20 protein-coding genes are annotated in these 25,419 nt (G+C 74.1%); 7 read left to right on the forward strand and 13 right to left on the reverse strand.

Annotation, left to right across the window (positions count from 1 at the left end; translation table 11 throughout):
• Positions 1-18: 18 nt before the first annotated feature.
• Positions 19-2,112, reverse strand: a complete 2,094-nt coding sequence (locus QRT04_RS03730) for a hypothetical protein (protein ID WP_289453590.1) — start codon at positions 2,110-2,112, stop codon at positions 19-21.
• Between the two features lie 27 nt (positions 2,113-2,139).
• Positions 2,140-4,200, reverse strand: a complete 2,061-nt coding sequence (locus QRT04_RS03735; protein ID WP_289453592.1) for a glycosyltransferase — start codon at positions 4,198-4,200, stop codon at positions 2,140-2,142.
• Positions 4,201-4,394: 194 nt separating this feature from the next.
• Between QRT04_RS03735 and QRT04_RS03740 the strand changes: the two genes are divergently transcribed.
• A complete protein-coding gene (locus QRT04_RS03740) occupies positions 4,395-5,225 on the forward strand; it encodes a hypothetical protein (RefSeq protein ID WP_289453593.1) in 831 nt (276 codons plus the stop codon).
• Positions 5,226-5,287: 62 nt separating this feature from the next.
• On the opposite strand, the gene QRT04_RS03745 is transcribed toward QRT04_RS03740, so the two are convergent.
• The 5 genes from QRT04_RS03745 to galE all read right to left on the reverse strand — a co-directional run bounded on the left by QRT04_RS03745 (position 5,288) and on the right by galE (position 10,386).
• On the reverse strand, positions 5,288-5,680 hold the full coding sequence (locus QRT04_RS03745) for a hypothetical protein (protein WP_289453595.1): 393 nt from the start codon (positions 5,678-5,680) through the stop codon (positions 5,288-5,290).
• Complete coding sequence (locus tag QRT04_RS03750) at positions 5,673-6,875, reverse strand: glycosyltransferase family 4 protein (protein ID WP_289453597.1); 1,203 nt, start codon at positions 6,873-6,875, stop codon at positions 5,673-5,675. Before QRT04_RS03750 ends, QRT04_RS03745 begins: the two co-directional genes overlap by 8 nt.
• Positions 6,872-8,110, reverse strand: coding sequence for a UDP-N-acetyl-D-mannosamine dehydrogenase (gene wecC, locus QRT04_RS03755; RefSeq protein WP_289453598.1), 1,239 nt, complete (start codon positions 8,108-8,110; stop codon positions 6,872-6,874). Before wecC ends, QRT04_RS03750 begins: the two co-directional genes overlap by 4 nt.
• A gap of 67 nt (positions 8,111-8,177) precedes the next feature.
• Positions 8,178-9,320, reverse strand: coding sequence for a non-hydrolyzing UDP-N-acetylglucosamine 2-epimerase (gene wecB / locus QRT04_RS03760; RefSeq protein ID WP_289453599.1), 1,143 nt, complete (start codon positions 9,318-9,320; stop codon positions 8,178-8,180).
• A gap of 64 nt (positions 9,321-9,384) precedes the next feature.
• Complete coding sequence (gene galE, locus QRT04_RS03765; RefSeq protein WP_289453601.1) at positions 9,385-10,386, reverse strand: UDP-glucose 4-epimerase GalE; 1,002 nt, start codon at positions 10,384-10,386, stop codon at positions 9,385-9,387.
• Between the two features lie 336 nt (positions 10,387-10,722).
• On the opposite strand from galE, the gene QRT04_RS03770 reads away from it, so the two are divergent.
• Both QRT04_RS03770 and QRT04_RS03775 read left to right on the forward strand, forming a co-directional pair.
• Complete coding sequence (locus QRT04_RS03770; protein ID WP_289453603.1) at positions 10,723-12,333, forward strand: glycosyltransferase family 61 protein; 1,611 nt, start codon at positions 10,723-10,725, stop codon at positions 12,331-12,333.
• Positions 12,334-12,519: 186 nt separating this feature from the next.
• Complete coding sequence (locus QRT04_RS03775; RefSeq protein ID WP_289453605.1) at positions 12,520-14,292, forward strand: glycosyltransferase family 61 protein; 1,773 nt, start codon at positions 12,520-12,522, stop codon at positions 14,290-14,292.
• A gap of 10 nt (positions 14,293-14,302) precedes the next feature.
• Here QRT04_RS03775 and QRT04_RS03780 read toward each other — a convergent pair whose 3' ends face one another.
• Positions 14,303-15,349 carry a glycosyltransferase family 2 protein gene (locus QRT04_RS03780; protein WP_289453606.1) on the reverse strand — a complete coding sequence of 349 codons (1,047 nt, stop codon included), beginning with the start codon at positions 15,347-15,349 and terminating at the stop codon, positions 14,303-14,305.
• Positions 15,350-15,448: 99 nt separating this feature from the next.
• Between QRT04_RS03780 and QRT04_RS03785 the strand changes: the two genes are divergently transcribed.
• Positions 15,449-16,672 carry an LCP family protein gene (locus tag QRT04_RS03785; RefSeq protein ID WP_289453608.1) on the forward strand — a complete coding sequence of 408 codons (1,224 nt, stop codon included), beginning with the start codon at positions 15,449-15,451 and terminating at the stop codon, positions 16,670-16,672.
• On the forward strand, positions 16,669-18,012 hold the full coding sequence (locus QRT04_RS03790; RefSeq protein WP_289453611.1) for an LCP family protein: 1,344 nt from the start codon (positions 16,669-16,671) through the stop codon (positions 18,010-18,012). The genes QRT04_RS03785 and QRT04_RS03790 overlap by 4 nt, the downstream gene beginning before the upstream one ends.
• Positions 18,013-18,059: 47 nt before the next feature.
• Here the strand turns inward: QRT04_RS03790 and QRT04_RS03795 are convergent, their stop codons facing one another.
• The 3 genes from QRT04_RS03795 to QRT04_RS03805 are packed head-to-tail and all read right to left on the reverse strand — an operon-like array spanning position 18,060 to position 21,826.
• A complete protein-coding gene (locus QRT04_RS03795; protein WP_289453612.1) occupies positions 18,060-19,271 on the reverse strand; it encodes an acyltransferase family protein in 1,212 nt (403 codons plus the stop codon).
• 57 nt (positions 19,272-19,328) lie between these two features.
• On the reverse strand, positions 19,329-20,672 hold the full coding sequence (locus QRT04_RS03800) for a CHAP domain-containing protein (RefSeq protein ID WP_289453613.1): 1,344 nt from the start codon (positions 20,670-20,672) through the stop codon (positions 19,329-19,331).
• Positions 20,669-21,826: a CHAP domain-containing protein gene (locus QRT04_RS03805; protein ID WP_289453615.1), complete on the reverse strand. Its 1,158-nt coding sequence runs from the start codon at positions 21,824-21,826 to the stop codon at positions 20,669-20,671. The genes QRT04_RS03800 and QRT04_RS03805 overlap by 4 nt, the downstream gene beginning before the upstream one ends.
• Before the next feature lie 36 nt (positions 21,827-21,862).
• Between QRT04_RS03805 and QRT04_RS03810 the strand changes: the two genes are divergently transcribed.
• On the forward strand, positions 21,863-22,990 hold the full coding sequence (locus QRT04_RS03810) for an acyltransferase family protein (protein WP_289453617.1): 1,128 nt from the start codon (positions 21,863-21,865) through the stop codon (positions 22,988-22,990).
• On the opposite strand, the gene purE is transcribed toward QRT04_RS03810, so the two are convergent.
• Positions 22,918-23,454: a 5-(carboxyamino)imidazole ribonucleotide mutase gene (purE, locus tag QRT04_RS03815; protein ID WP_289453619.1), complete on the reverse strand. Its 537-nt coding sequence runs from the start codon at positions 23,452-23,454 to the stop codon at positions 22,918-22,920. The genes QRT04_RS03810 and purE overlap by 73 nt on opposite strands.
• Positions 23,455-23,521: 67 nt before the next feature.
• Entirely contained in the window at positions 23,522-24,676 is a 1,155-nt protein-coding gene (locus tag QRT04_RS03820; protein WP_289453620.1) for a 5-(carboxyamino)imidazole ribonucleotide synthase, read from the reverse strand.
• Between the two features lie 204 nt (positions 24,677-24,880).
• On the opposite strand from QRT04_RS03820, the gene QRT04_RS03825 reads away from it, so the two are divergent.
• The gene (locus tag QRT04_RS03825) at positions 24,881-25,405 is read left to right on the forward strand and encodes a GtrA family protein (protein WP_289453623.1); all 525 of its coding nucleotides are present in this window, start codon (positions 24,881-24,883) and stop codon (positions 25,403-25,405) included.
• The last annotated feature ends 14 nt before the right edge of the window (positions 25,406-25,419 follow it).

A 25,419-nucleotide genomic window follows, 5' to 3' on the forward strand; every position in this document is an offset into this window, starting at 1 on the left:
CCGGCGCGCCGAGGTGCGTCACCGGGCGCCCCGGTCGGCGGGCGGCGTGACGGCGAGCCCGTCGGGCGCCGGCTCGAGCACGCGTTCGAGCGCGAGCTGGATCGCCTCCGGGTCGCCGAGCTCGGAGCGCGCGTCCACCTGCTCGCGGCTCAGCGCGCTGCCGGGCTCGTACAGCGCCCAGATCTTGGCGCCCGACCCGCGGTAGTCGCTCAGCTTCGACGGCAGGTACGGGTTGACGCCGTGGATCGCGCCGACACGTGCGTCGGCGACGACGAGCCAGTCGAACCGCGTCGAGAGGTGGAGGAACTCGAGGTACGGCACGTACGGTCCGACCCGCACCGACGCCGCCGCCGGGTGCGCAGCCACGAGCGGCCGGACGTCGTCGGGCTTGTCGGTGAAGATGTGGACCACGACGCGCGCGCGCTGCTCGTCGGTCAGCCCGTCGAGCGCCAGCAGCAGGTCGCCGATGCCGCGCACCGAGTAGAAGACCCCGAAGTAGCCGAGGTTCACCGTGCCGGGGTCGAGCCGGTAGTCGCTCGCCTCGAGGTCGTAGAACCGCGCCGGGAGCGTGGGGTGCGGTGCGATGCGCGACCGCTCGCTCACGCGCGGGACCAGGGCCGGCACCGGGCTGCGCTCGAGCATGAACCGTCGCTGGTTCGGGTTCGTGAAGACGACCTCGTCCGCGAGCGCGAACGCGATCTTCTCGACCCACTCGAAGAGGTTCCGGCTCTCGGTCCGTGGGACACCCCGCGCCGCGCAGGCCGCCTCGATCTCGTCGAAGATCGCGCTCGCGGTGATCGGGCCCAGCCGACGCTCGCCCTCGGCGTTGAACTGCAGCGGGTCCGAGAACTCCGCGACCCACGGCACCTCGGGGTGACGGACCTTGTACAGCGCGCCGACCACGTGCGACGCGGCCCACATGGCGCGGCTGTAGACCGAGTCGTACCGGCCGGCGAGCGCCTCGCGGGCCTCGATCTGCTCGATCGCCCCGCGCGTGAACGCCTCGATGTGCCGCCAGCTGGCCCACGCCGGCGGGCCGCCGACCACCATGCGGAGACCGACCACGTCGTCCACGAGCAGGTCGGCGGCGGGATCGACCGCGCACCTGCCCGTCATGTCCTGGGTCACGACGTCGACCGGTCGTCCACCGACCGCGACCCGCCGCGCGACGACGGTCGCCGAGGTGTCGACGAACGGCGCGAACGCGTAGGCGATCACGAGGTCGCGTGCCGCGCCGGCGTTCAGCTCGGCCCGCGGGAAGCGCGCGATCGAGCGCGCCTCCGCCGCCGACGACGCGTCGCGCCAGGCCTCCGGGGACCCGTTGACGAGGGCGCCGATCGCGCCCGCCTCGAGCTCGACGACGCGATCGAGCGCGGGCACCGCGTCCGGCACGAGCGCATCCAGCCGACGCACCGCCTCGATCGCGTCGAGGTGCCGGGCGACCCGCTCGGGGGCGGTCGCGGGGCCGGCGGGCTCGACGACCGTCGCGCCCAGCACGTCGTCGACGACGCGGACGCGGAGCTCGCCCGCGGCGATGACGTACGCCCACCACGCGACGAGCGGTTCGCCCGCGAGGTCGGCGGGGACCGAGCGCGCGCACTCCGTCTCGACGATCCGACCGAGTCCGTGCGCGGCGGCGGCCGGGAGCTCGGCGAACGTCGTCTGGCCGCCCGCCCAGCCGATGAGCTGCACGGTCGCCCGCGTCCGCGCGTGCCGGGCGCCGTCGAGCGTGCGCGTCGCGACGGGCGCCACGGCCACCGCGCCCGGACGCGCCGCCGCGAGCAACAGCTCCAGGTGACGGGGACCCAGACGCTCGCCCGGCTCCACGACGGTCACGTAACGCTGCCGCGCCGCGGCCATGCCCCACCGTCGGCCGCCCGAGCGCGCGTCCGCGACCGCGACGGTCCGGACCGGGACGGCGACCGTGCCGCGCCACGACGCCACCGCCTGCGCCGCTCGGTCGTCGGCCACCACGGCCACGACCTCGAACCGCGCCGGGTCGAGCGTCTGGGCGGCGAGGTCCGCGAGCGTCTCCGCCAGCGCCGCGTCGGCGGACTCCACGGTCAGCACGACGGAGACGCCGTGCCGCCCGCTGCCCGACTGACCGGTCACCGCGACGTCCTCTGCACGGGGCCCAGGCTAGGCGGTGACACGGGACGAGGTGTTCCGGAGGATCTCGCGTGCGGCATCGACGTCCCCGAGCTCGGTCTTGGCATCCAGGTCGAGCGTGTCGAGCACGCTCCCCCGCTCCACGAGGCCCCAAATGCGGGCACCCGAGCCGCGGTAGTCGCTCAGCTTGGAGGGCAGGTACGGGTTCACGCCGTGCGTGTGCGCCACGCGGGCGTCCGCCACGACGAGCCAGTCGAAGTGCGTCGAGAGCTCGAGGAACTCGAAGTACGGGATGTACGGCTGCACGACGACCACGTCGCCGACGCGCGCCGCGTCGACGACCGCGCGCGTCTCGTCCGGCTTGTCCGTGAAGACGTGCAGCGCCACGCGCCGACGCTCGTCGGGCGACAGGCCCTGGATCGCCGCGAGCAGGTCGCCCACGCCGCGCACCGAGTAGAAGACGCCGAAGTAGCCGATGTTCACCTTGCGGGCGTCGAGCCGGTAGCCGCTCGGCGCCAGCCGGTAGTACTCGGGCGGCAGGGTCGGGTGCGGCGAGATCTCGGACACCTCGAGCGCACGCTCGACCGTGTCGCGGGCCGGCGTGTGCTCGAGCATGTACGCGCGCTGGTTCACGTTGGTGAAGACGACCCGGTCCGCGAGCGCGAACGCGATCTTCTCGAGCCACTCGAAGAGGTTGCGGCTCGTGGTCGGGGCGACGCCGCGCGCGGCGCACGCGGCCTCGATCTCGTCGAAGATCTCCGACGGGCCGACGACCGACTCGCGCACGCGGCCCTCGGCGTCGTGCAGCAGCGGGTCCGAGAACTCCGCGGTCCAGGACACCTCGGGGTTGCGCGCCTTGCACAGCGCCCCCAGCACGTGCGCCGCGGGCCACATCGCCCGGCTGTACACCGACTCGTAGGCGCCGAGCTCCGCCTCGCGCGCGGCGATGCGGCTCATGCCCTCGGTCGCGAACCGCTCGATGCCGGCCCAGCCCGCGAAGGAGGGCGTGCCGTGCACCGTCATCCGGCGCCCGACGGACCGTCGCACGAGCGCCAGCGACCGCTCGTCGACCGAGCGGATGCCCCGCATCGTGTGGGTCAGGACGTCGACCGGGCGGTCGGCCAGCGCGATGCGGCGCGCGACGACCATCGCGGACGTGTCCTGGTACGGGGGGAAGCCGTACGAGATCACCAGCTCCGTCGTCGCGTGCGCGTTCATCGAGTGGTACGGGAAGTCCTCGTCGAGGCCGCGCTCCGCGATCTCGGCGAACACCTCGTGCCGTTCGTCGGGGTGGTCCCGCAGGTAGCGGCCGATGTGCGTCGCCTGGCCGCTCGCCAGCGCCGACAGCGTCCGGGCGTAGGCAGGGTGCTCCTCGCGCAGACGGTCGAGGACACCGATCGCGATGAGCCGCTCCGTGACGAAGCGCCGGCTCAGCGTCCGCGAGGCCGACCCCTCGCGCAGCTGCCGGTAGTAGACCGCGTGCGCGCTCAGGGGGACGACGCGCAGGTCGAGGCCGAACCGCGAGAACAGCTCCGACCAGTACGCGACGTCGTACCCGCTGGCCAGCTCCGGGTTGAAGCGCACCTGCCGCGCGAACCGCGTGGGGGCGAGCTTGCCCGCGTGCGCGGACGCCGCGTGGTGCAGCTCGTCGAACCCGACCGTCGAGCCGGCGTACCGCAGCACGGAGCGGTTCAGGTAGCCGCCGAAGTCCACGGTCCGCGACCCCGGGACGTGGTCACCGAAGGCGGCCGCCACGACGACGTCCGGCGCCGCGTGCGCGAGCAGCCCCGCGAGGAAGTCGCGGCTGACGAAGTCGTCGTCGTCGACGAAGGTCACGTAGTCGTGCCGCGCGCTCGCCAGCCCGACGTTGCTCGCGTTCGACGCGCCCGGCCGCGACGTGCGCACGACCCGGATGTCGTGCTCGGGGTGCTCGGCGCGGAAGCGGCGCACCACGTCGGGCGTGCCGTCCTCGGGGCCGTTCGAGACGACCACGACCTCGAAACGGCCCGGATCGAGCGACTGATTGACGAGGCTGCGGAGCGCTCCCGCAATTCTTTCGGCGCCCAGATACGTCGCAACAATCACGGACACGCGAGATTCGCGATCATTGCTTTCGGTGAGCGCCGTAGAGGTCGCGGCGGATTCCACGAGGCGCGAGTGTACTATGACGCGACCGCACGCCGAGCTCGTGACCGCCGCGTGCAGGATGCGATCCGGAGGAACATGTGAATGCCACGGGCGCAGGTGCGCCGCCGACGCACGCACCGTCGCACGCGTCGGTCCTGGTGACCGACACCGTCGACTCCCCCTTCGCAGGCGACCTGATCCGGCAGCTCGACGACGTCACGGTGCTGGGGCTCGACGAGCTCGCGACGACCGGCGTCGCGGGTTCCGACGTCCAGGTCCTCGTCGCCGACCTCGGCACCGCCGCAGGCATCGCGCGGCGGCTGCTCGAGCTCGCGGAGGCGCCGCAGCGCGTGGTCGTGGCGGTCACCCCGGCGAGCGTCGCGGGCGGCGAGACCGACCTCGGCTTCGAGCGCATCGACGCCGTCTCGGGCGTCGCGCTCGTCACCGTCTGCGCGCCGGGCCAGGGCCAGCCCGCCGGACCGGTCCTCACGGCGCTCGCGGTCGCCCTCGGTCGCACGGCGGCCGAGCCCGCCACGCCCGCGGCGCCGCGCGTCGACGAGCCCGTCGCCGTCGTGGTGAAGCCCGCGAAGAAGAAGTCCGGCGCGGCGCGCACGCCTCGCGCGCGGGTGCTGCGGCTGCTCCGCGACCGCCGCGTGGTCGCGGGGGCGGGCCTCGTCGCGGTCCTCGTGCTCGCCGTCTTCGGCTGGATCGCCTTCGACTCGCCCGCCGGAGCGGTCCTCGCGCTCGCGCTCGGCGCGATCGCCGGGGCGTCCGTCCTCCTCGCGCTCCTCGCGCGCCGGACGCTCGGGCGCGTGCTGCGCGCCCAGGAGGCGTACCAGGTGACGCTGGACAAGCACCGCCGCTCGATCGCCACGCTGACGGCGCTCACTCGGGACCTCGCGCGACAGGTCGACCGCCTCGAGCGCAGCACCGCCGTGAGCGCCGCGACGCTCGTGGAGCTGGTCGTCCGCGAGGACCTCGAGCCCTGAGCTCCCCGAGACCCCCTGGCCGGCGGCCTCGGCGCTAGTCCTGCTGCGCTAGTCCTGCTGCGCTAGTCCTGCTCGCCCTCGAAGTGGAACGGGACCGTCAGCTCGACGTCGGTCCACGTGCCGACCGCCCGGGCGCGGACCCGGCACAGGATCGTCTTGCCGGGCGACGCGGGGACCTGCATCGAGTTGGCGATCCCCCACCCGCGTCGGCGGGCACCGCCGTCCTCGTCGGTGATCTCGAACGCGTACTCGGTCTCGGGCCCGCTCGCGCGCGCCACGATCTCGATCTTGTTCTCGTTCACCCACCGCACCGCGACGTCGATGAGGCGCGGGCTGCGCGCCGCCACGAGCTGCTGCTCGACCTCCTCGAGCGAGCCCGCCACCGCGCGCAGCGTGAGCTCGTACTGCGTGAGGAGGAAGTCGTAGGCGGACCGCCAGTCGATGTCGTCACTCACCGCCGCTGCCCTCCATCCGCGCCCGGACCAGGTGGATCTCCCGGGCGACCGTCGCGTCGTAGCCGGCCAGCTGCGTGATGCCGGCGCTGGCGGCCTGCGACAGCCGCGCGAAGAGCTCCGGGCTCTCGTGGAGTCGCTCGACGTGGTCCGCGAGCGCCACGGCGTCCTCGGGCGGCGCCAGCAGGCCGGTGACGCCCGCCTCGACGAACTCGGGGATCGCCGCGATGGCCGTCGACACGGGCACGAGCCCGCTCGACATCGCCTCGGACATCGACACCCCCTGCGAGTCGAACCGCGTCGGCGCGAGGAACACCCCGGCGGTCGCGTGCAGCGCCGGGATCTCGCTCTGCTCGAGCAGCTCGCGGCGGAGGGTCACGTTCGGCAGGTCCTGCAGCGGTCGCGTCACGCGGTCGAACAGCGCCCCGTCACCGATGACGGTGAACTCGAGCTCGTCGAAGCTCGGCCGACCCGACAGCTCGAGGATTGCCGCCACCGTGAGGTCGTTCGCGTACTTGGGCGACGCGAAAGGACGCAGGGAAAGTATTCTCGTCCGGGCGCCCGGCTCTTTCTCGCGATAAGCGAAGAGCTCGGTGTCCACGAAGTTCGGAATGATGTGCGGATGCCGCGAGGAAACCTTGAGGTCCGGCTCGACGATGTTTCGCTTGAACCAGTCCGAGACGTACACCGTGTCCACGGTCAGCTCGTCGGTGCTGATGAGCCACGCGAGAAAGCGGTTCTGCCGCTCGAAATACTCCGTGCGCCGTTCGAGCGCAGCCCTGATCGAGCGCGACGAGTCGACGAACCCGAACCAGCGACGGTGCCAGGCCTCGGCCTCGAACCCGTGGATCCACACGACCACCGGCGCCTGCGGCGCGTGCTTCTGCACGGGCCGGATCATCTCGGGGTTCGCGAAGTGCACGAGGTACACGCGCCGCGACATCTGGGACACGGCGCGATCGAAGTCGTCCGCATTTCCGACGGTCACCCGCACGCCCTCGTACTCGTACTCCGAGGATTCGAGGCTTTCGTCCGGCCGGACGACGTAGACGTCGCAGCGGAGGCCCTGGCGCGCGTACTCGACGACGCGGCGGTGCACGAACCCGTTCCGGTACGGCTCGGTGGCCGTCGGGTACATGTTCGTGACGACGAGCGGCGGCTGCTCGTCGAACGTCGCACCGCGCGCCGCGGTCGTCACCGCCAGGCGCCGCGGGTGTCGACGACGACGGCGCCGTCCTTGAGGTGCGGGACGGTGCGGAACGCGGCGTGGTCGACGAGCAGCACCACGACGTCGGCCTGCGCGACCGCCTCGCCGAGCGTCACGAGCTCGACGTTGCGCCGGTTCGCGAGCTCGGGCGGCAGGGCCGTGACGTGCGGCTCCACGACCCGCACCGCGGCGGTCGGCGCGGCGTCGGCGAGCTCGGCCACGATCTTGCGGGCGGGCGACTCCCGGAGGTCGTCGATGTCGGCCTTGAACGAGAGGCCGAGGGTGGCGACGACCGGCTCGGCGACGTCCTCGATCGCGGCGAGGACGCGGTTCACCACGTAGCCCGGCTTGTCGTCGTTCACCTCGCGCGCGGTCCGGATCAGCCGCGACTGCTCGGGGGCGCTGGCCACGATGAACCACGGGTCGACGGCGATGCAGTGGCCCCCGACGCCGGGGCCGGGCTGGAGGATGTTGACGCGCGGGTGGTGGTTCGCGAGCTCGATCAGCTCCCACACGTCGAGGCCGAGGCGGTCGCAGATGAGCGACAGCTCGTTGGCGAACGCGATGTTCACGTCGCGGAACGAGTTCTCGACGAGCTTGGCCATCTCGGCGGTCGTCGCGTCCGTCAGCAGGATCTGGCCCTGGCAGAAGATCTCGTACACGGCCTTCGCGCGCGTGGCGGCCTCGGCCGTGAGCCCGCCGACGATCCGGTCGTTGGTCACGAGCTCGACCATGACGCGGCCCGGCAGCACGCGCTCGGGGCAGTGCGCGGCGAGCACCTGGGAGGCGCCGTCGGCGTCCACGAGGTCGGGTCGCTCGGCCAGCAGCCAGTCGAGCAGCTGCCGCGTCGCGCCGGGCGGCGACGTCGACTCGAGGATCACGAGCGCACCGGCCTTGAGGCGCGGCGCGATGGCCTGGGCCGCCGAGCGGATGTAGCCGAGGTCGGGCGTCCGGTCCTCGAGGAACGGCGTCGGCACCGCGACGATGTAGACGTCGGCCTCGGGCACCTGCGTCCCGGCCGTCAGCAGGCCGTCCGCCACGGCGCGCGCGACGTAGCCGGCCAGGTCTGGCTCGACGAACGGCACCTCGCCCGCCGCCACCGCCTCGACCGTCCGCGGGTTCACGTCGACGCCGTGCACCCGCACACCGTTCGCCGCCAGGATCGCCGCCGTCGGCAGCCCGATGTACCCGAGCCCCACGACCGCGACCGTCAGATCGTCCACCACGCCCTGCACGTCCCCTCTTCCGTCCCGGTCGGCGTCACCGACCGCGCTCACCGTAGATGCGCGCCGCTCAGCCGGCGAAGTCGGGGAGCCGCTCCCCGACGCCGAGCAGGTGCTCGATCGCCGCCACGCTGCGCGCCGCAGCCTTCCCGTCGCCGTACGGGTTCACGGCGTTCGCCATCGTCGCGTAGTGCGCCGCGTCGTGCAGCAGCCGCTCGATCTCGTCGACGACCCGCTGCTCGTCCGTGCCGATCAGTTTCGCCGTCCCCGCCGTGACCGCCTCGGGGCGCTCGGTGTCGTCGCGCAGCACGAGCACCGGCTTCCCCAGCGACGGCGCCTCCTCCTGCACGCCGCCGGAGTCGGTGACGACGACCTCGGCGCGCGCCGTCAGCTGCGCGAAGTCGGTGTAGCCGAGGGGCTCGGTGAGCACGACGTTCGCGCGGCCCGCGAGGGCCGGCACGAAGATGTCGCGCACCCGCGGGTTGGCGTGCAGCGGCAGGACGATCGTGACGTCGGGCTCGCTGTCCGCGACCCGCGCGAGCGCGCGCGCCGTCCGGGCCATCGGCTCGCCCCAGGACTCGCGCCGGTGCGACGTCACGAGCACCACGCGGCGCCCGTCGAGGTCGGTGGCGGCCAGCGTCGGGTCCGCGATGGGCCGGCTCGTGCCGGCCGTCGTCAGGAGCGCGTCGATGACGCTGTTGCCGGTGACGGCGATCGAGGCGGGGTCGGTGCCCTCGCGGAGCAGGTTGTCGCGCGCGGTCGGCGTGGGCGCCAGGTGCAGCGTCGTGATCCGGCTGAGCAGACGGCGGTTGCCCTCCTCGGGGAAGGGCGACCAGATGGTCGGCGTGCGCAGGCCCGCCTCGACGTGGATCACGGGGATCTTGAGGTAGAACGCGGCGAGCCCGGCGGCGAACGCGGACGTGGTGTCGCCCTGGACGATCACGGCCGCGGGCTCGCGCTCGCGCAGCACGGGCGTCAGACGGTCGAGCGTGCGCGACGTGACCGCCTCGAGCCCCTGGCCGTGCGCGAAGATGTCGAGGTCCGCGTCGGGCTCGATGCCGAACACCGCGTTGACCTGGTCGAGCATGTGCCGGTGCTGGCCCGTGACGACGACGTCGACGCCCACGGCCGACCCCTGCAGGGCCTGGACGATCGGCGCCATCTTGATGGCCTCCGGCCGGGTGCCGTAGACGGCCATCACTCTCGGGGGCATGCACGTTCTTTCGTCGGGCGGCACGGACCGTCGACGAGCATATGCGGAGCGTGTGCCCCCGCCGTCATCGAGCCGCCCGCACGGGTTCGACGCCCCGCGCCCGCTGCGCGCGCCACGCGGCCCACGCGCTCGCCGCGATGTCGTCGAGCCCGAACCGGGGCGCCCAGCCGATCTCGGCGCGGATCCGCTCGGCGCGCGCCACGAGCACCGCGGGGTCCCCCGGCCGGCGGCCCGTCGTCTCGGGGGTCGTGTCCAGCCCGCTGGCGTCGGCGAGCGCGGCGAGCACCTCGCGCACCGACGCGCCGCGGCCGGTGCCCACGTCGTAGGTGGAGGACGGGAGCCCGCCCGTCTCGAGCGCGGCCAGCGCCGCGACGTGCGCCTCGGCGAGGTCCTGGACGTGCACGAAGTCGCGGACGCAGGTGCCGTCCGGCGTCGGGTAGTCCGTGCCGAACACGACGGGCGCGAGGCCCTGCTCGAGCCGGTCCAGCACCATCGTGACCAGGTTGAGCACCGCCGGGTCGCCCAGCTCGGGCCGCCCCGCGCCCGCGACGTTGAAGTAGCGCAGCGCGACGTGCTCGAGCCCCCACGCGCGGCCGGCGTCACGCGCGAGCCACTCGCCGACGAGCTTGGTCTCGCCGTACGGGTTGATGGGCAGCGGGACGACGGACTCGTCGACCGCGCCGCCCGCGGGCTCGCCGTACACCGCCGCGGACGACGAGAACAGCAGCCGGCGGCACCCCGCGACGCGCGACGCGTCGAGCACCGCGGCGAGGCCGCCCACGTTCTGCTGGTAGTACCAGACCGGCTCGGCGACCGACTCCCCGACCTGCTTCTTCGCCGCGAGGTGCACCACGGCGTCGACGCCGTGGTCGGTGAACGCCGCCGTGAGCGCGTCGGCGGCGCCCGGCGCCGCGAGGTCCAGCTCGACGAGCGCCCGTCCGGCGGCGCGCTCGCGCGTGGAGGTCGAGAAGTCGTCGACGACGAGCACGTCGCGCCCCGCCGCCTCGAGTGCCGACACCACGTGGGCGCCGATGTAGCCGGCGCCCCCGGTCACTGCGATCGTCATCTGCGCTTCCTCTCGGCACGGGACCGCCGACGAGCATAGGTCCCGGCCGACACGAGCTCCGCGAGGGCCGCACGGGAGGCCCGGCCGGGCGATAGTCTCGCCGCCACATCGGGGCCCCCCGCGTCACGCGACCGTCGGACGGACGAGGGCACATCCGGAGAGGGAGCGCGAGGCGTGCAGGTGGGACGACGTCGGCTGGCTGCCCTTCGCTCGCGCGCCCGCGCCTGGGTGCGCCCGGCGGCGGGCCGCCGTGAGCCGCAGCCCCCACGCCCGCCCGGCAACCCCGAGCGCCTCGCCCGCCTGCTCGCGCATGCCGGCCCGCGGACACCCCGCGACGTGGTCGTGATCGCGGACTCGATGTCGGCCGCGCTCCGTGACGCGCTCGCGACGGCGTTCACCGGCGCGACCACGACCGTCATCGTGCGCCGCGAACCGGAGGTGGACCTCCCGGGCGCGACCGTCCACGTCGCCACGAGGACCGAGCAGCGCGCGCTGATCCTCGCCGCCGTCCCGGCGCCCGACACGATCGTCGACCTCTCGCGGCGGCCGAACGACAAGCAGGGCGCGCTCCGTCGCCTGTTCGGCTTCCTCGCCGACGGCGGCGTCTACCTCTCGGCGGACGCGTCCACGACCGACAGCGACGCCATGCGGGCGGCCCTCGAGGAGCTCGCCGCCGCGCCCGAGGTGCCCGACGAGCTCCCGGTGGTCAGGGACGCCGACCCGGTGTCGGAGGCGCGCGAGCGGGCGTTCGCGGTGCGCTCGTTCGCGCGCGTCGGCGACGACGTGGTCGTCGTCAAGCAGGGCGACCACCTGCGCAAGCTGCGCGACTGGGACGCGGACGGCGTGCTCACGGCGCGACTCGGCACGACGTGGGGCGCGACGCTGCTCGAGGAGCCCGCGTTCACGTTCGAGCCGACGAACACCGTCACCGTCTACGGCGAGGGACTCGTCGACGTCGCCCGGCGCTCGTTCGACGTGCCCGAGATGCGCGTCCGGGTCTACGAGGGCGCCACGATCGCCGCGCGCCAGCTCGTCACGCTCGGCGACCTGGTGGCCCCGGACAGCTTCCGGCACCCGCACCAGGGGCGGCTCCACAACGGCAAGGTGCTGGCGTTCTCGTCCCCGTACGTGGGCCGGCTGCAGCCCGACGTCCCGCGGGAGCCGACGGGAGAGGTCGAGGGCGCGCTGTTCCACCTCGACACCGAGTACCCCAACCACTTCGGCCACATCACCACGGAGGTGCTCGCCCGGTGCTGGGGCTGGGAGCACGCACGTGCCCTCGAGCCGGGCCTGCGTCCCCTGGTCGCGGTCGGGCCGGGCCAGCCGGGCGTCGCGCAGTTCCAGCTCGACCTCCTCGCCGGCGTGGGGATCGACATGAGCGACCCGGTGGTGATCTGGCCCGGCCAGCGGCTGCGCGTCGAGCGGCTCTACGCCGCGACGCCGCAGTTCGAGAACCCGCACCACACGCACCCGCGGCTCGCCGACGTCTGGTCCCGCCTCGCCGACGGTCTGGGCCGCGGCCCGTCGCCGGTCGCCAACGAGCGCGTGTTCATCTCGCGCCGGCACGCCAAGCGCGAGTGCCTGAACCGGGAGGAGATCGAGGCGTTCTTCGCCGACGCGGGCTACGCCGTCGTGTACCCGGAGCAGTACTCGTACGCCGAGCAGTGCGCGATCTTCAGCCAGGCACGGCTGCTGGCGGGCTTCGGCGGCAGCGGCATGTTCGGCATGATGTTCGCCCGCCGTGCGCGCGTCGTCATCATCTCGGGTGACGGGTACCACGCCAACAACGAGGAGCTCATGGCCGCGACGAACGGCAACGAGCTGCACTACTTCTGGGGCACCTCGGTGGACCGGCCCGCGCGGGCCTACGACCACTCGGTGCTGAACTCCGACTTCACCTTCGACCTCGACCGGTTCCGCACGGAGCTGAGCGCAGCGATCCGCTGACCGCACCCGGCCGTACCCGTCCGTACCCGTCTCACGCACCTCTCAGAAGCCGCTCCTAGCGTCGCTCGTCGACGGGAGCGGCGAGTCCGCCGGCGGTGCTGCGCGGCCGGACGGCGTCGTCGCACGGACGACGAGCCGGAAGGGTGGTGCGCCCTGCAGCCCCACCTGCGATCGCGCATCAGGCGGGTGCCCACCCGGGCGCGCGCCTGGCTCCGCTCGCCGCACGTGCCGCGCCGGCTGTCGCCCGCCCGGCACCACTTCGACGCCACGGCGGCGGTGGCGCGGCTGGTCGGGCACCTGGGCGGCCGCGCGTCGGTCGTGGAGCACGTCGTCGTCGTGGCCGACGAGCTGACGCCCGCGCTCGCGGGCACGCTCGCGGCGCACCTGCCGGCCGCGCACGTGACCGCCGTCGTCCGCCGCGCGACCACGCCGGCGGTGCCACCGTCGGTGTCCGTGCGCGTCGCCACGAAGACCGCCGCACGGGTCCAGGTGCTGATGGAGGTCCCGCCGCCCGACGCGATCCTCGAGGTCTCGCAGCGCCCGAACGACAAGCACGCGGCGCTGCTCCACCTGTTCACCTTCCTGCGCGACCGGGGCGCCTACCTCGCCGCCGCCGCCACGGCCGGACCGTCGGGCCGCGACCCCGTGATGCGGGAGGCGCTCGCCGACCTCGCGGCCGCCGCGGACGGGACCGGCGTGCCCGCGGGTGCGAAGCCCGAGTCGGTCCCCGGGGTGGTCGCCGAGTCGCTCGAGCGCGCCGCGTCGGTCGCGAGCGTCCGCACCGTCCGGGGCGACGTCGTGGTCGTCAAGCGCGGCGACCACCTGCGCAAGCTGCGCGACTGGGCGGCCGACGCGACGCTCGACGCCCGGCTCGGCCCGACGTGGGGCGCCACGGTCCACGAGGAGCCCGCCTTCACGTTCACCGCGACGAACGTCGTCACCGCCTACGGCGAAGGGCTCCGCGAGGTCGGGCGCCGCACGTTCCACGTCCCCGAGATGCGGGTGCGCCGCTACGACGGCGCGACGGTGGCCGCACGCCAGCTCGTGACCATCGGCGACTACGCCACGCCGGACACGTTCCGGCACCCGCACCAGCGCCGGCTGCACAACGGCAAGGTGCTCGAGTTCGCGACGGCGCACACCGGCCGGGTGCGGGCGCACATCGCGGCCGAGCCGACGCGGGAGGTCGCGGGCGCGCTGTTCCACCTCGACACCGAGTTCCCCGACCACTTCGGGCACGTCACCACCGAGGTGCTGTCGCGATGCTGGGGGTGGGAGGTGGCCCGCGAGCTCGATCCCGCCGTGCGACCGCTCGTCAGCATCGGTGTCGGCGAGGACCACGTGGCGAGCTTCCAGCTCCAGATGCTCGCGGCGCTCGGCATCGACGTCGGCGACGTCGAGGTCGTCCGCCACGGCGAACGCGTGCTGGTCGAGCGGCTCTACGCGGCGACGCCCCGGTTCGAGAACCCGCACCACACCCACCCCGAGCTCGCCGAGACGTGGCGCCGGCTGGCGGACGGGCTCGACCGGGTCGAGTCACCGGTGGACGGCGACCGCATCTTCGTCTCGCGGCGCGGCGACAAGCGCGCGTGCGTCGACCGACCCCAGGTCGAGCGCTTCTTCGCGGACGAGGGGTTCGCGATCGTCTACCCCGAGGACTACGCGTACGCCGAGCAGCGCGCACTGTTCGCGCAGGCGAGGTGCGTCGCGGGGTTCGGCGGGAGCGGCATGTTCGGCGTGATGTTCGCGCCGACGGCGCGCGTCGTCGTCATCGCGGCCGACGGCTACGGCGCGAGCAACGAGGAGCTGATCGCCGCGACGAACGGCAACGAGCTCCACTACTTCTGGGGCACGTCCCTGGAGCGGCCCACCGGGCGCCACGACCTCCGCGTCTTCAACTCCCGGTTCACGTTCGACCTCGACCGCTTCCGGCCCGCGCTGCGCGCGGCGATCCGCTGACCGCGCGCCGTCAGCCCTTCGGCCGCACGCCGCGCAGGAAGCCCGCGCCCCACGTGAGGTGCATGGTCGCGACCACGGGACCGAGGTGGCGACGCGCACCCGCCGGCAGGCCGCGCCCCGCGACGACCGCACCGACGGCGACGATCGCGCCGTACCCGACCGGAGCGGCGAGCCCCGCGAGCAGCCAGCGCGGGCCGACCGTCGCGCCCACGGCACCCAGCACGAGGCCACCGACCACGCCGGCCGTCGCCGCAGGCGGCGCGAGGTAGCGCCACGACGCCGTCTCGGGGTACTCCCGCATGACGAACCGCCGCCACTGGCCCGTCTTGTAGAACTGGCGCGCCAGCGCGCGGTAGGACCCGCGAGGCCGGTAGTCGACGCCGAGCCGCGGGTCGAACCAGACGGTCTCGCCCGCGGCGCGCAGCCGGTGGTTGAGCTCCCAGTCCTGCGCGCGCACGAACCGCTCGTCGAAGCCGCCGACCTTCGCGAGCGCGTCGCGGCGGAAGACCCCGAGGTAGACGGTCGGCGCGGGCCCCTCGTCGCCACCCGTGTGGAAGCTCGCCGCGCCGATGCCGAGCGGCGTGCTCATCGCGCGCGCCACGGCCTGCTCGAACGGCGTCTCGCCCACGGGCAGCATCCGGCCGCCGACGTTCGCCGCGCCGGTGCGCGTCAGCACCTCGACGGCCTCCGTGATGTAGCCCGGCGAGAGCTCGCTGTGGCCGTCGACGCGCACGAGGATGTCGTGCCGCGCGGCGGCGACCGCGAGGTTGAGCCCGTTCGGCGTCCACCCCGTCGGGTTGTCGACCACCTGGACGCGTGGGTCGTGCGCCGCGAGCTCGTCGGCGATCTCGCGCGTGCGGTCGATGCTCGGCGCGACCGCGAGCACGACCTCGAGCTCGCCCGCGTAGCCGGACCCGAGGATCCGGCGCACGGCGCCGTCGAGGAAGCGCTCCTCGTCGCGCACCGCGAGCACGACCGACACGGGCGGGCTCGCGAGGGGGGCGCCGACGGGCGTCGCCGGGACGGTCGCGGGAACGGTGGCAGGCTGCTCGGACATCGGGCGTCAGCCTAGTCGGGGCTGATCTGCACAAGTCCTCCACCGGGCGGCAACCGGGCCTACCGCGCTCTCACCTGCGGCGGAACCTACGATCACTGGGTGCTTCCCCGCCATGCCGCCACCGAGCGCGCCCGAACGACCCGCCACGCGCGGACCCACCGGACGCACAACGTGCTCCGGGGCACCGCCGTGGCCGTGGTCTTCGTCCTGACGTTCGGCGCCTCGGCGGCCGTCGCTGCGTACCGCCAGTTCTCCGGCAACGTGAACAAGGTCGACATCTCGGCGCTCGTCGGCGACGACGGCGCGTCGTCGAAGCCCACGCAGGCGACGCCCACCGACCCGAACGCCGGCAAGGCGGTCAACCTGCTCGTCCTCGGCTCGGACTCGCGCAGCGGCGCCAACGGCAAGATCGGCGGCAAGGTCGCCACCGGCATGCGGTCGGACACCGCGATCGTCGTCCACATCTCGGCCGACCGGTCGCGCGTCGAGGCGGTCTCGATCCCCCGCGACTCGATCGTCGACATCCCGGCGTGCAAGGCCACGAACGGCAAGAAGTCGTACCCGCAGCACAACCAGATGTTCAACGCGGCGTTCGCCACGGGGAACGACATGGGCCGCGACATCGCGTCGGCCGCCGCGTGCACCTGGAAGACGGTCGAGCGGAACACCGGCATCAAGCTCAACGACTACCTCGTGGTCGACTTCGAGGGCTTCGAGCGCATGGTCAATGCGATCGGTGGCGTGCCGATCTGCGTGCCGTACGCCATGGACGACCCGAAGGCGAACAACCTGCACCTCAAGGCGGGCTACCAGACGCTGAACGGCAAGAAGGCGCTCGGCTTCGCCCGCTCGCGCCACGCCGTGGGCAACGGCTCGGACATCGGCCGCATCGGCAACCAGCAGCGTCTCGTCGCGGCGATGATCAAGCACCTGCTGACGAAGGACGTGCTGACGAGCCCGACGAGCGTCCTGCGCTTCCTCGACGCGGCCACCAAGTCGCTGACGACGAACATGTCGATCACCGACATGGCCGGGCTCGCCTACAACATGCGGTCCATCCGAGGTGCCAACATCACCTTCATGACGATCCCGTGGGAGCCGTGGCCGCAGGACCACAACCGCGTGGTCTGGAAGGCCGAGGCCGCGACCATCTGGGCGAACATCGCCGCCGACAAGCCCGCCCTCGGCGAGACCGAGACGCCGGCCTCGACGCCGACGCCGGGCTCGACCGAGACGCCCACGCCCAGCCAGGGCGAGACGAAGAAGGCCGGCGAAGAGGCGTTCAACGTCGACGACACCACCGCGGTCTGCAAGAAGGCGTGACCGACGACCGGCGCGTGACGCGTCCCCCGAGCTTCACGCCCGCCTCGTCGGGCGGGCGGCCGCCGACCGACGACGCCATCGCCGTCGGCAGCGGCTCGCGCGCCTCGCGGCCGCCGCAGCCGGGTGGCCAGCGCCCGCCGACGGTCGCGCCCGCGACGTCGTCGTCCCGGCCCTCGAACTCGCCGTCGGGCGGCGCCGCGGCCTCGCCTGCGGCCACGTCGCCCCCGGCCACGTCGCGGCCCGCCGCGCCGCGGACGGCGACGAGCCACCGACCCGAGGTCCGCGCCGCCGGAGCCGCACGCGCCGGCACGCAGCCGCGCCCGGCGCAGCCGGGCACCGGCCGACCGGGCACCGGTCAGCCCGCTGACGCCAGGGCCGACGGCGACGCGGCACCCGCCCGGCGCCGGCACCCCGTGCGCTGGGTCGTCGTCTGCCTCGTGCTCCTGCTCGTGCTCGCGCTCGCGTGGCCCGTCGGGCTCGTCACGTGGGCGAACGGGAAGGTGCAGCACACCGCGGCACTCTCCGGCGCGGCGGGCACGCCCGGCACCACGTACCTGATCGCGGGCTCGGACTCGCGCGCCGACGGCGCGGTGCACGACCACACGGTCGGAGCGCGCACGGACTCGATCCTGCTGCTCCACGTGCCGCAGCACGGCCCGACCGCGCTCATCTCGATCCCGCGCGACTCCTACGTCGCCATCCCGGGCCACGGCCACAACAAGATCAACGCCGCCTTCGCGTGGGGCGGCGCGCCCCTGCTCGTGCGGACGGTCGAGAAGCTCACGGGCATGACGGTCGACCACTACGTGCAGATCGGCATGGCGGGCGTCGAGGACGTCGTCGACGCGGTCGGCGGCGTGCGGCTCTGCTACGCCAAGGACGTGCACGACAAGGACTCGAAGCTCACGTGGAAGGCGGGGTGCCACGTGGTGCAGGGCAAGAAGGCCCTCGCGTTCTCGCGCATGCGCAAGGCCGACCCCCTCGGCGACATCGGCCGCGCCGAGCGCCAGCGGCAGGTCGTCGGCGCCGTCATGAAGAAGGTGCAGCCGAGCTCGCTCGCGTTCCACCCGTCCCAGCAGGTCGCGCTCGTCGACGCCGCGACCGGGGTGCTCACGGTGGACGACGACTCGGACATCGTCGACCTGGGCCGCATGGCGCTCGCGTTCCGCGCCGCGAACGGGGACGGCGGCGTCACGGGCTCCCCCCCGTTGCTCTCGCTGAACTACCGCCCGGGCGGCGTCGGCTCGACCGTCGAGCTCGACCCGGACAAGACGGCGTCCTTCTTCGCCGCGATCCGCGACGGCAAGCTGCCCGCGGGCAAGGTGGGCGGCCTCGAGTAACCCGCGGCCGGCGACGCGAGCCGGACGCCACGCTCGGTGCGGCGCGCTCAGCGCAGCGCGTCGCGCGGCGCCGGCGCCCACGCGAGCAGCCGGCCGGCACGCGAGACGGGCCCGAGCACCGCGTCGCGAGCGCGCTCGAGGCCGGTCTGGACCGCGCGGCGCATGCGCGGGCCGGCGGGCCGCTCGATCAGCAGGTGCACGAGCCAGGCGAGTGCGGTGACCGCGACGAGCGCGCACGCGAGCGCGACGTACGCCGGGACGGCGTCGACCACCTCGTGGATCACGTACAGGCCCCAGTACTGGTGCACGAGGTACAGCGGGTAGGTCAGCGCGCCGAGCACGACGAGCCCGCGCCACTCGACGCGCGCGAGCGGCGTGAGCGTCACGGCGGCGACGAGCGCGACGCAGACGACGAGCGCGGCGGCGACGGCCCCCCGGTGGGTGACGAACGCCGTCGCGTGGTTGAGCACGGCGGTGCGCGACGGCACGACGCGCTGCACCGCGAGCCAGGTGCCCAGCCCGACCGCCAGCCACGGCAGCACCCCGTGACCCCAGCGGTGCACGACGTAGATCGCCATGCCGACCGAGAACAGCGGCGCGTAGTCCGAGACGAGCAGCATCGCGGCGGTGTCCCACCCCTGCCGCTCGACCCACAGCGCGACCCAGGGCCACAGCAGCACGACGCCGAGCACCCGCCGGCGCGTGACGCCCACGAGCGTGAACGCGCCGATCAGCACGTAGAAGCGCAGCTCGGTCCAGAGCGTCCAGTAGACGCCGTCGACGTGGTCGTAGCCGGCGGCCTGCTGGACCATCGTGAGGTTGACGAGCACCTCGCCCGGCGTCACGGCCTTGCCCGCCGGGTACACGAGCAGCAGGAGCGCGCCGGTCGCGAGCACCGCGACCCAGTACGCGGGGTAGATGCGCGCGACCCGGGACGCCACGACCTTCGCGGTCGAGCGGCCCCACGCCGTCATCAGGATCACGAACCCGCTGATCACGAAGAACAGCTCGGGTCCGAGCGACCCGTACGTCGCCCACTTCCCCAGCGCCCCGAGCTCGGCCTGGTGCGTGCCCCAGGACGTCGTGCGCCGGGCCGTGAAGTGGTAGAGCACGACGGCGGCGGCCGCCGCGAACCGGAGCCCGTCGAGCGCCGCGAGGCGGGCGCGCGTGGGCTCGGCGGCGGGCGCCGTGAGGGTCGGCGCGCCGACGGTGGTGTCGTCGGCAGGCGCTGGTGGAGGGGTGAGCGAGCTGACGGCCATCCGTTCGACGCTAGCTCGGCCGGCGCCGAACGGCCGGTCGAGCGGATGAGGATCGGCTCACCACGCCGGTTCGGCGAACAGCACGACCGCGCTCCGTGCGCGGGTGTGGACGTACACGCCGCGCTTGTCGGTGAAGCCGAGCCCGGTCGAGGAGTTTCCCTCGATCGCCGTCACCGTGGTCTTCGTCAGGCTGATCACGACCCCGGCGTGCGTCGGCGCGCCCCGACCGCCCGTCGCGAGGTCGTAGATGACGAGCGTGCCCGCGTGCGGCTTGCTGCTGCCCCGCGAGTACGTGCGCAGCTGCGCCTTGACGGCCTTGACGAACGAGGGGAACGTCGCGCGCTTCGGGACGGCTCCCGGCTGCCCGGACCCCGCGGCGACCCACGACTGGAACACGCTGCACCACGCCAGGTGGCCGCCGACCCACGTGTTGTACTTCGACTTGCGCCACGCGGGCTCGCGGTAGCCCAGCTGCGCGCGAGCGGTCGCGAGGTACTGCGCCGCCCCGCCACGGCCGTGCTGGTAGTGCGCCGAGGCGACGGTCGAGCTCTGGTACGCCGCGACCTTCGAGAACTGCTGGATGCAGCCGGACTCGAGCAGGCCGCAGCGTGCGTCCTGCATCGGGACGCCGAACACGCCCGTGACCCCGCCCTTGGCGACGACGCGGCTCCGGATCTTCGAGGCGACGAGCCACGTCCGGACGACGCCCGAGCGCGTCACCTCGACGAGCTGACCCTTCTGGTACGTGCGGGTCCGCACGCGCGTGACGGCGGGGTCGCCGACCTGCGCGCGCGCCGAGGCGGACAGCGTCGAGATGCCGGCCGTGGCCGCACCGAGCCGCGAGCCCAGCAGCTGGGCGCGCTGGTCCAGCGTGCGGTTGCCGCCCACGAGGCGGACCGGGAGCACGGGACCGTGCGCCCCGGGCGTCGAGCCCGACGCGAGCACGCGCGTGTAGTACTCCCCCGCGACGGCCGGACGCGCGGCGATCGAGTAGCCGCCCGAGGACGACGTGACGGCGTAGCCCAGGACCTCCCGCGCGGTCGCGGACACCCGGCGCACGAGCTGGACCGTGACGCCCACGACGGCCGTGCCGCCGGCCTTGACCGAGCCCTGGAACAGGACCTGCTCGCCGCGGATCACCGCCGCGGGCGTCGCCGTCGCGGTGACGACGCGAGCGGTGGCCGAGGTCGCAGCGGGCACGGCGGCAGGCGCCGCGGCCACGACGGCGGCCTCCACCCCGCCCGAGAGTCGCGCGGCCGACGCCCGGGAGCCGGCCCCGCCGGCCGCGTCGGCGGGACCCGCCGCGACGGTCTCCCCGACGAGGGCGGCCAGCGCGAGGGCGGCCGTGATCGCCAGCGCGCGCATCCGGTGTCGGTGCGCGGCCCGGGACGCGGTCGTCACGAGAGGTACTTCGGGTAGGCGTAGAACAGCGGCCAGGATCTGACGCGTTCCTTGAGGTAGACGCCGCGCGCCGTGCCGCCGGCGGGGTTGCTCGTGTTCGCCTCGATCGTCGTGATCGTCGTCGCGTGCACCGCGATGACCAGGCCCACGTGCGTCGGCGCGGTGCGGCCGTCGGCGTCGGTGTCGAAGAAGACGAGCGCGCCGACCCGCGGCGTGGAGCCCGTGCGGAGGTGGGCCTTCGTCGCCGCGACGAAGCGCGAGAACTTGGTGCTCTGCGGGATGTACGCCGCGTTGCCGGTCGCCGCGGCGGCCCAGGACTGGAACAGCGAGCACCACGCGTACGGCGAGTGCGCCCACGCGTTGTACTTCGACCTGTTGAGCGTGTGGATGCCGTAGCCGAGCTGTGAGCGCTCGGCCGCGATGATCTCGGTGACGCGGCCCGTCCCGTACGCGACGGTTCCCTTCGTGTGCGCGTTGTCGTAGATCGCGCCGCGGGCGAACCGCTGGACGCAGCCCGACTCGAGCAGCCCGCACTTCGGGTCGGCGAGCGGCGCGCCCAGCTTCCCCTTCGGACCGCCCGCCTTGCGGTACGCCGTCAGGATGTCGCCGTAGACGAGCCACGTGCGCACCGACGAGCTCGTGCGGACCTCGACGAGCAGCCCCTTGGTCGTGCTGCGGTACCGCACCGAGCCCGACGCGGCGGTCGTGGCGCCCGTGAGCGGGCCGAGCTGCGGGCGCAGCACGGTGGCACGCTGCGCGAGCGTCCGGTCCGCGCCGGAGAACCGGATCGTCGCGGTGCGGCTGACCGCGCTGCCGACCGAGCCCGCGGCGAGCACGCGCGCCCGGTAGGAGTACGCGGCGGCCGGGCGTTGCCGCACGGCGAACCGGCCCGTCGTGGTCGTCGTCAGCGTCGTCAGCCGAGACCAGGCGCCCGCACCCGCGCGCCGCTCGACGGCGACCTTCGCCTGGGACGCCCCGGACGACCCGACCGTGACGCGGCCGCTCAGCCACGTCATCTCGCCCTTGCGGAGCGCCGTCTGGCTGGCGGAGAACGTGACCGCCGTCCGCGCCGCCGCCTGTGCCGGCGCCGCCGGGCCGCAGGTCACGAGCGCGACGACCAGCGCGATTGCGGCAGACAGGACCAGCGAGGGCATTCGTCGTCGAACGGGCATGTCGCCTAGGGTGCAGTGGTGGTCACAGACCTCGCAAACGCGGCGCACAGCACACGTGCCCGCGACGCGTGGTGGGACAACGCCCGCGGGCTGGCGGTCCTGCTCGTGGTCGTGGGGCACGCGGTGCAGCCCGCGACCGACTCGTCAGCGAGCGCCGACTGGCTCTACCGGCTGATCTACCTGTTCCACGTGCCGCTCCTCGTGCTGGTCACGGGGTACCTGACGGCCGAGCTCACCCATCGGCGCGCGGGGCGCCTCGTCACCGCGCTCGTGGTGCCGTACCTCGCGTTCGAGCTCGTGCAGTGGGGCGAGCGGACGCTGACGCAAGGCCACCCGGCGCACCTGGACCTGCTCGTGCCCGGCTGGACGCTCTGGTACCTGCCCGCGGTCGTCGCGTGGCGGCTCGCCGCGCCGATGCTGCGCGCCGTCCGCCCCGGCATCCTGCTCGCCGGCTCCGTGGTCGTCTCGATCGCGGCCGGGCTCGGCCACGGCGTCACCCACACGCTGGCGCTCGACGACGTGCTGACGTACCTGCCGTTCTTCGTCGCCGGGCTGGTGCTCCGCGAGGCGCCGGTCCGTGCGTGGCTCGACGCCCGCGGCGCGCGCGTCGCAGCACTGACCACCGTCGCGCTGGCGGCCGCGGCGACCTGGCTGACGCGCGGCCGGCTCGGCACCGGGACCTTCCAGCTCGACGGCGGGAACGCCGACTGGGGCACGAGCGACCTGCGCGGCTCTGTCGTGCGCTTCGGCCTGCTGCTCGCGGGTGCGGCGCTCGTGGCCGCGGTGCTCACGCTCGTGCCGCGCGGGCGGTCCTGGCTCACCGGGCTCGGCCTCGCGAGCCTCTTCGTCTACCTGCTGCACGCGCCCGTGCTCGACGTCCTGCGTCGCACGAGCCTGCTCGACGGCGTCACGTCGTGGTGGCAGACAGCTCTGGTGGCCCTCGCGGCGGCCGGGCTCGCGGCCGTGCTCGCCACGCGCCTCGTGCGCGCCGCGACGCGCTGGGCGGTCGAGCCTCCGATCGAGCGGTACGTGCTGCGGGGCGGCGCGGCGGGCACCGGGCACGCGGCGGACCCTCAGGCGGTGAACCCGGTCCGCGGGCGCTCCGAGGTCAGCCCGCGCAGCCGCTCGCCCTTCGCGTCGGCCTGAGCGGTCAGGTCGGCCTGGAACGCGAGCATCGCCTCGCGGAGCCGCGTCGCCGTCTCGTCGGTGCCGGACGCCAGGATGCGCGCCGCGAGCAGTCCCGCGTTCCGCGCACCCGCGATCGAGACCGTCGCGACCGGCACGCCCGCGGGCATCTGCACGATGGACAGCAGCGAGTCCATGCCGTCGAGGTACGCGAGCGGCACGGGCACGCCGATCACGGGGAGCGGCGTCACCGACGCGAGCATGCCCGGCAGGTGGGCCGCGCCGCCCGCCCCCGCCACGATCACGCGCAGTCCGCGGTCGGCCGCGGTGCGGCCGTAGTCGAGCATCTTCGCGGCCTGCCGGTGGGCGGACACCACGTCGACCTCGACCGGCACGTCGAACTCGGCGAGCGCCTTCGCGGCACCCTCCATGACGGGCCAGTCGGAGTCCGAGCCCATCACGATCCCGACGAGCGGCTGTGCCATCAGTGTCTCCGTCCGTGCGTCATGGCCGGGTACGTCGCGCACCCGGAGGGGTTCGTGCGAAGGCTCGTCACGGGGCGGGCTCGCCGCGCAGCAGCGCCGCGGCGGCGCGCGCCCGGCTCCGTGCGCGGTCGAGGTCGTCGTCGGACACGTTGACGTGGCCGAGCTTGCGTCCCGCGCGGACCTCCTTGCCGTACAGCTGCACCTTCGCGCCCGGGTCGAGCGCGCCGACCGCGGCGAGCGCGTCCGTCGGGTCGTCGAGCGCGCTGCCGAGCACGTTGGCCATCACGGTCCAGCGCGCGGTGGGCTCCGTCGCGCCGAGCGGCAGGTCGAGCACGGCACGCAGGTGCTGCTCGAACTGGCTCGTCACCGCGCCGTCGATCGTCCAGTGGCCCGAGTTGTGCGGCCGCATCGCGAGCTCGTTGACGAGCACGCGGGTGCCGTCCGGCCCGGGCACCTCGAACAGCTCGACCGCGAGCACGCCCGTGACGTCGAGGCCCTCGGCGATCGCCACCGCGGCGTCGCGTGCGGCGGCCTGCGTCGCGGGGTCGAGGCCGGGCGCCGGCGCGACGACCTCGGAGCAGACGCCGCCGACCTGCACGGACTCGACGACGGGCCACGTGGCGACCTCGCCGGACGGGCGGCGCGCCACGAGCGCGGCGAGCTCGCGCACGAACGGCACCTTCTCCTCGACCAGGAGCGGCGCGCCCGTGCCGTCGGCGGCCGCGGCGAGCCAGTCGGTCACCTCGTCCGACGACCGGACGACGCGCACGCCCTTGCCGTCGTAGCCGCCGCGCGCCGTCTTCACGACGCCCTCGCCTCCCGCCAGGAACGCGTCCAGGTCGGCCGCGCTCGTCACCCGCGACCAGCGTGGGCACGGCACGCCGAGCTCGGTGAGGCGCTCGCGCATCACGATCTTGTCCTGCGCGTGGCGCAGCGCGTGCGCGGCCGGGCGCACGGGCGTCCCCGCGGCGACGAGCTCGTCCAGCAGCGCGTTCGGCACGTGCTCGTGCTCGAAGGTCAGGGCCGCGGCGCCCGCGACGAGCGCGCGGATCGCGTCGGCGTCGGACGCCGCCCCCACGGGGGCGTCGACCACGACCTGCGCCGCCGACGACGTCGCCGACTCCACGAGCACCCGCAGGTGCAGGCCGAGCGCGGTCGCCGCCGGCGTCATCATGCGCGCGAGCTGCCCGCCACCGACCACTGCCACCACGGGTGCTGTCACGTCTCGCGAGCCTAGCCGGGCCGTCGGGCACCCGGCCGCGGCGTTCGCCGTGCGGACCGGGCCCCGGCAGCGGCCCGGCCGAATCGTTCCGGGCGGGCGCTCTCAGACTTCTCTGCGACACGCGCGGTACCCTCGCGGCACGGCGCCAGCACGGGGCCGAGCGAGCAGCAACCGGCCCCGCGGGCCGCGGGGGCAGGAGCAGGCGTGGACCCAGCCGACGAGAGCGCGCACGTCGCCGTCGCACCCGAGGAGAACCTCGTGCTCGCCGCGGAGGCGCTCGCCGCACCGCCCACGCCGGTGGCGATCGCCCCGACGCTCCGGGAGCGCGCGGCGGAGCTGATCCGCTTCCTGTCGGTCGGCGGCGTCTCGTTCGTCGTGGACCTCGGGCTGTTCAACCTGCTGCTGTACGGGCCCGGGCACGTGCTCGAGCACAAGCCGCTGACCGCCAAGGTCATCTCGCTCGTCGCCGCCACGCTCGTGTCGTGGGTCGGCAACCGCCACTGGACGTTCTCCCAGCACCGCACCGCGCGCCGCGGCCACGAGCTGCTCGTCTTCTCCGCGATCAACGTCGTGGGTGCACTCGTCCCGGTCGCGACCCTGGCGCTGTCGCGCTACGCCCTCGGGCTGCACTCGCAGCTCGCGGACAACGTCTCGACGGTGCTCGGCATCGGGCTCGCGACCGTCATCCGGTACGTCGGCTACAAGAAGTGGGTGTTCACCGGCCGCTGACCGGCCGGGACGTG

This window comes from Cellulomonas alba (assembly GCF_030362835.1).
GTDB lineage: Bacteria > Actinomycetota > Actinomycetes > Actinomycetales > Cellulomonadaceae > Cellulomonas > Cellulomonas alba.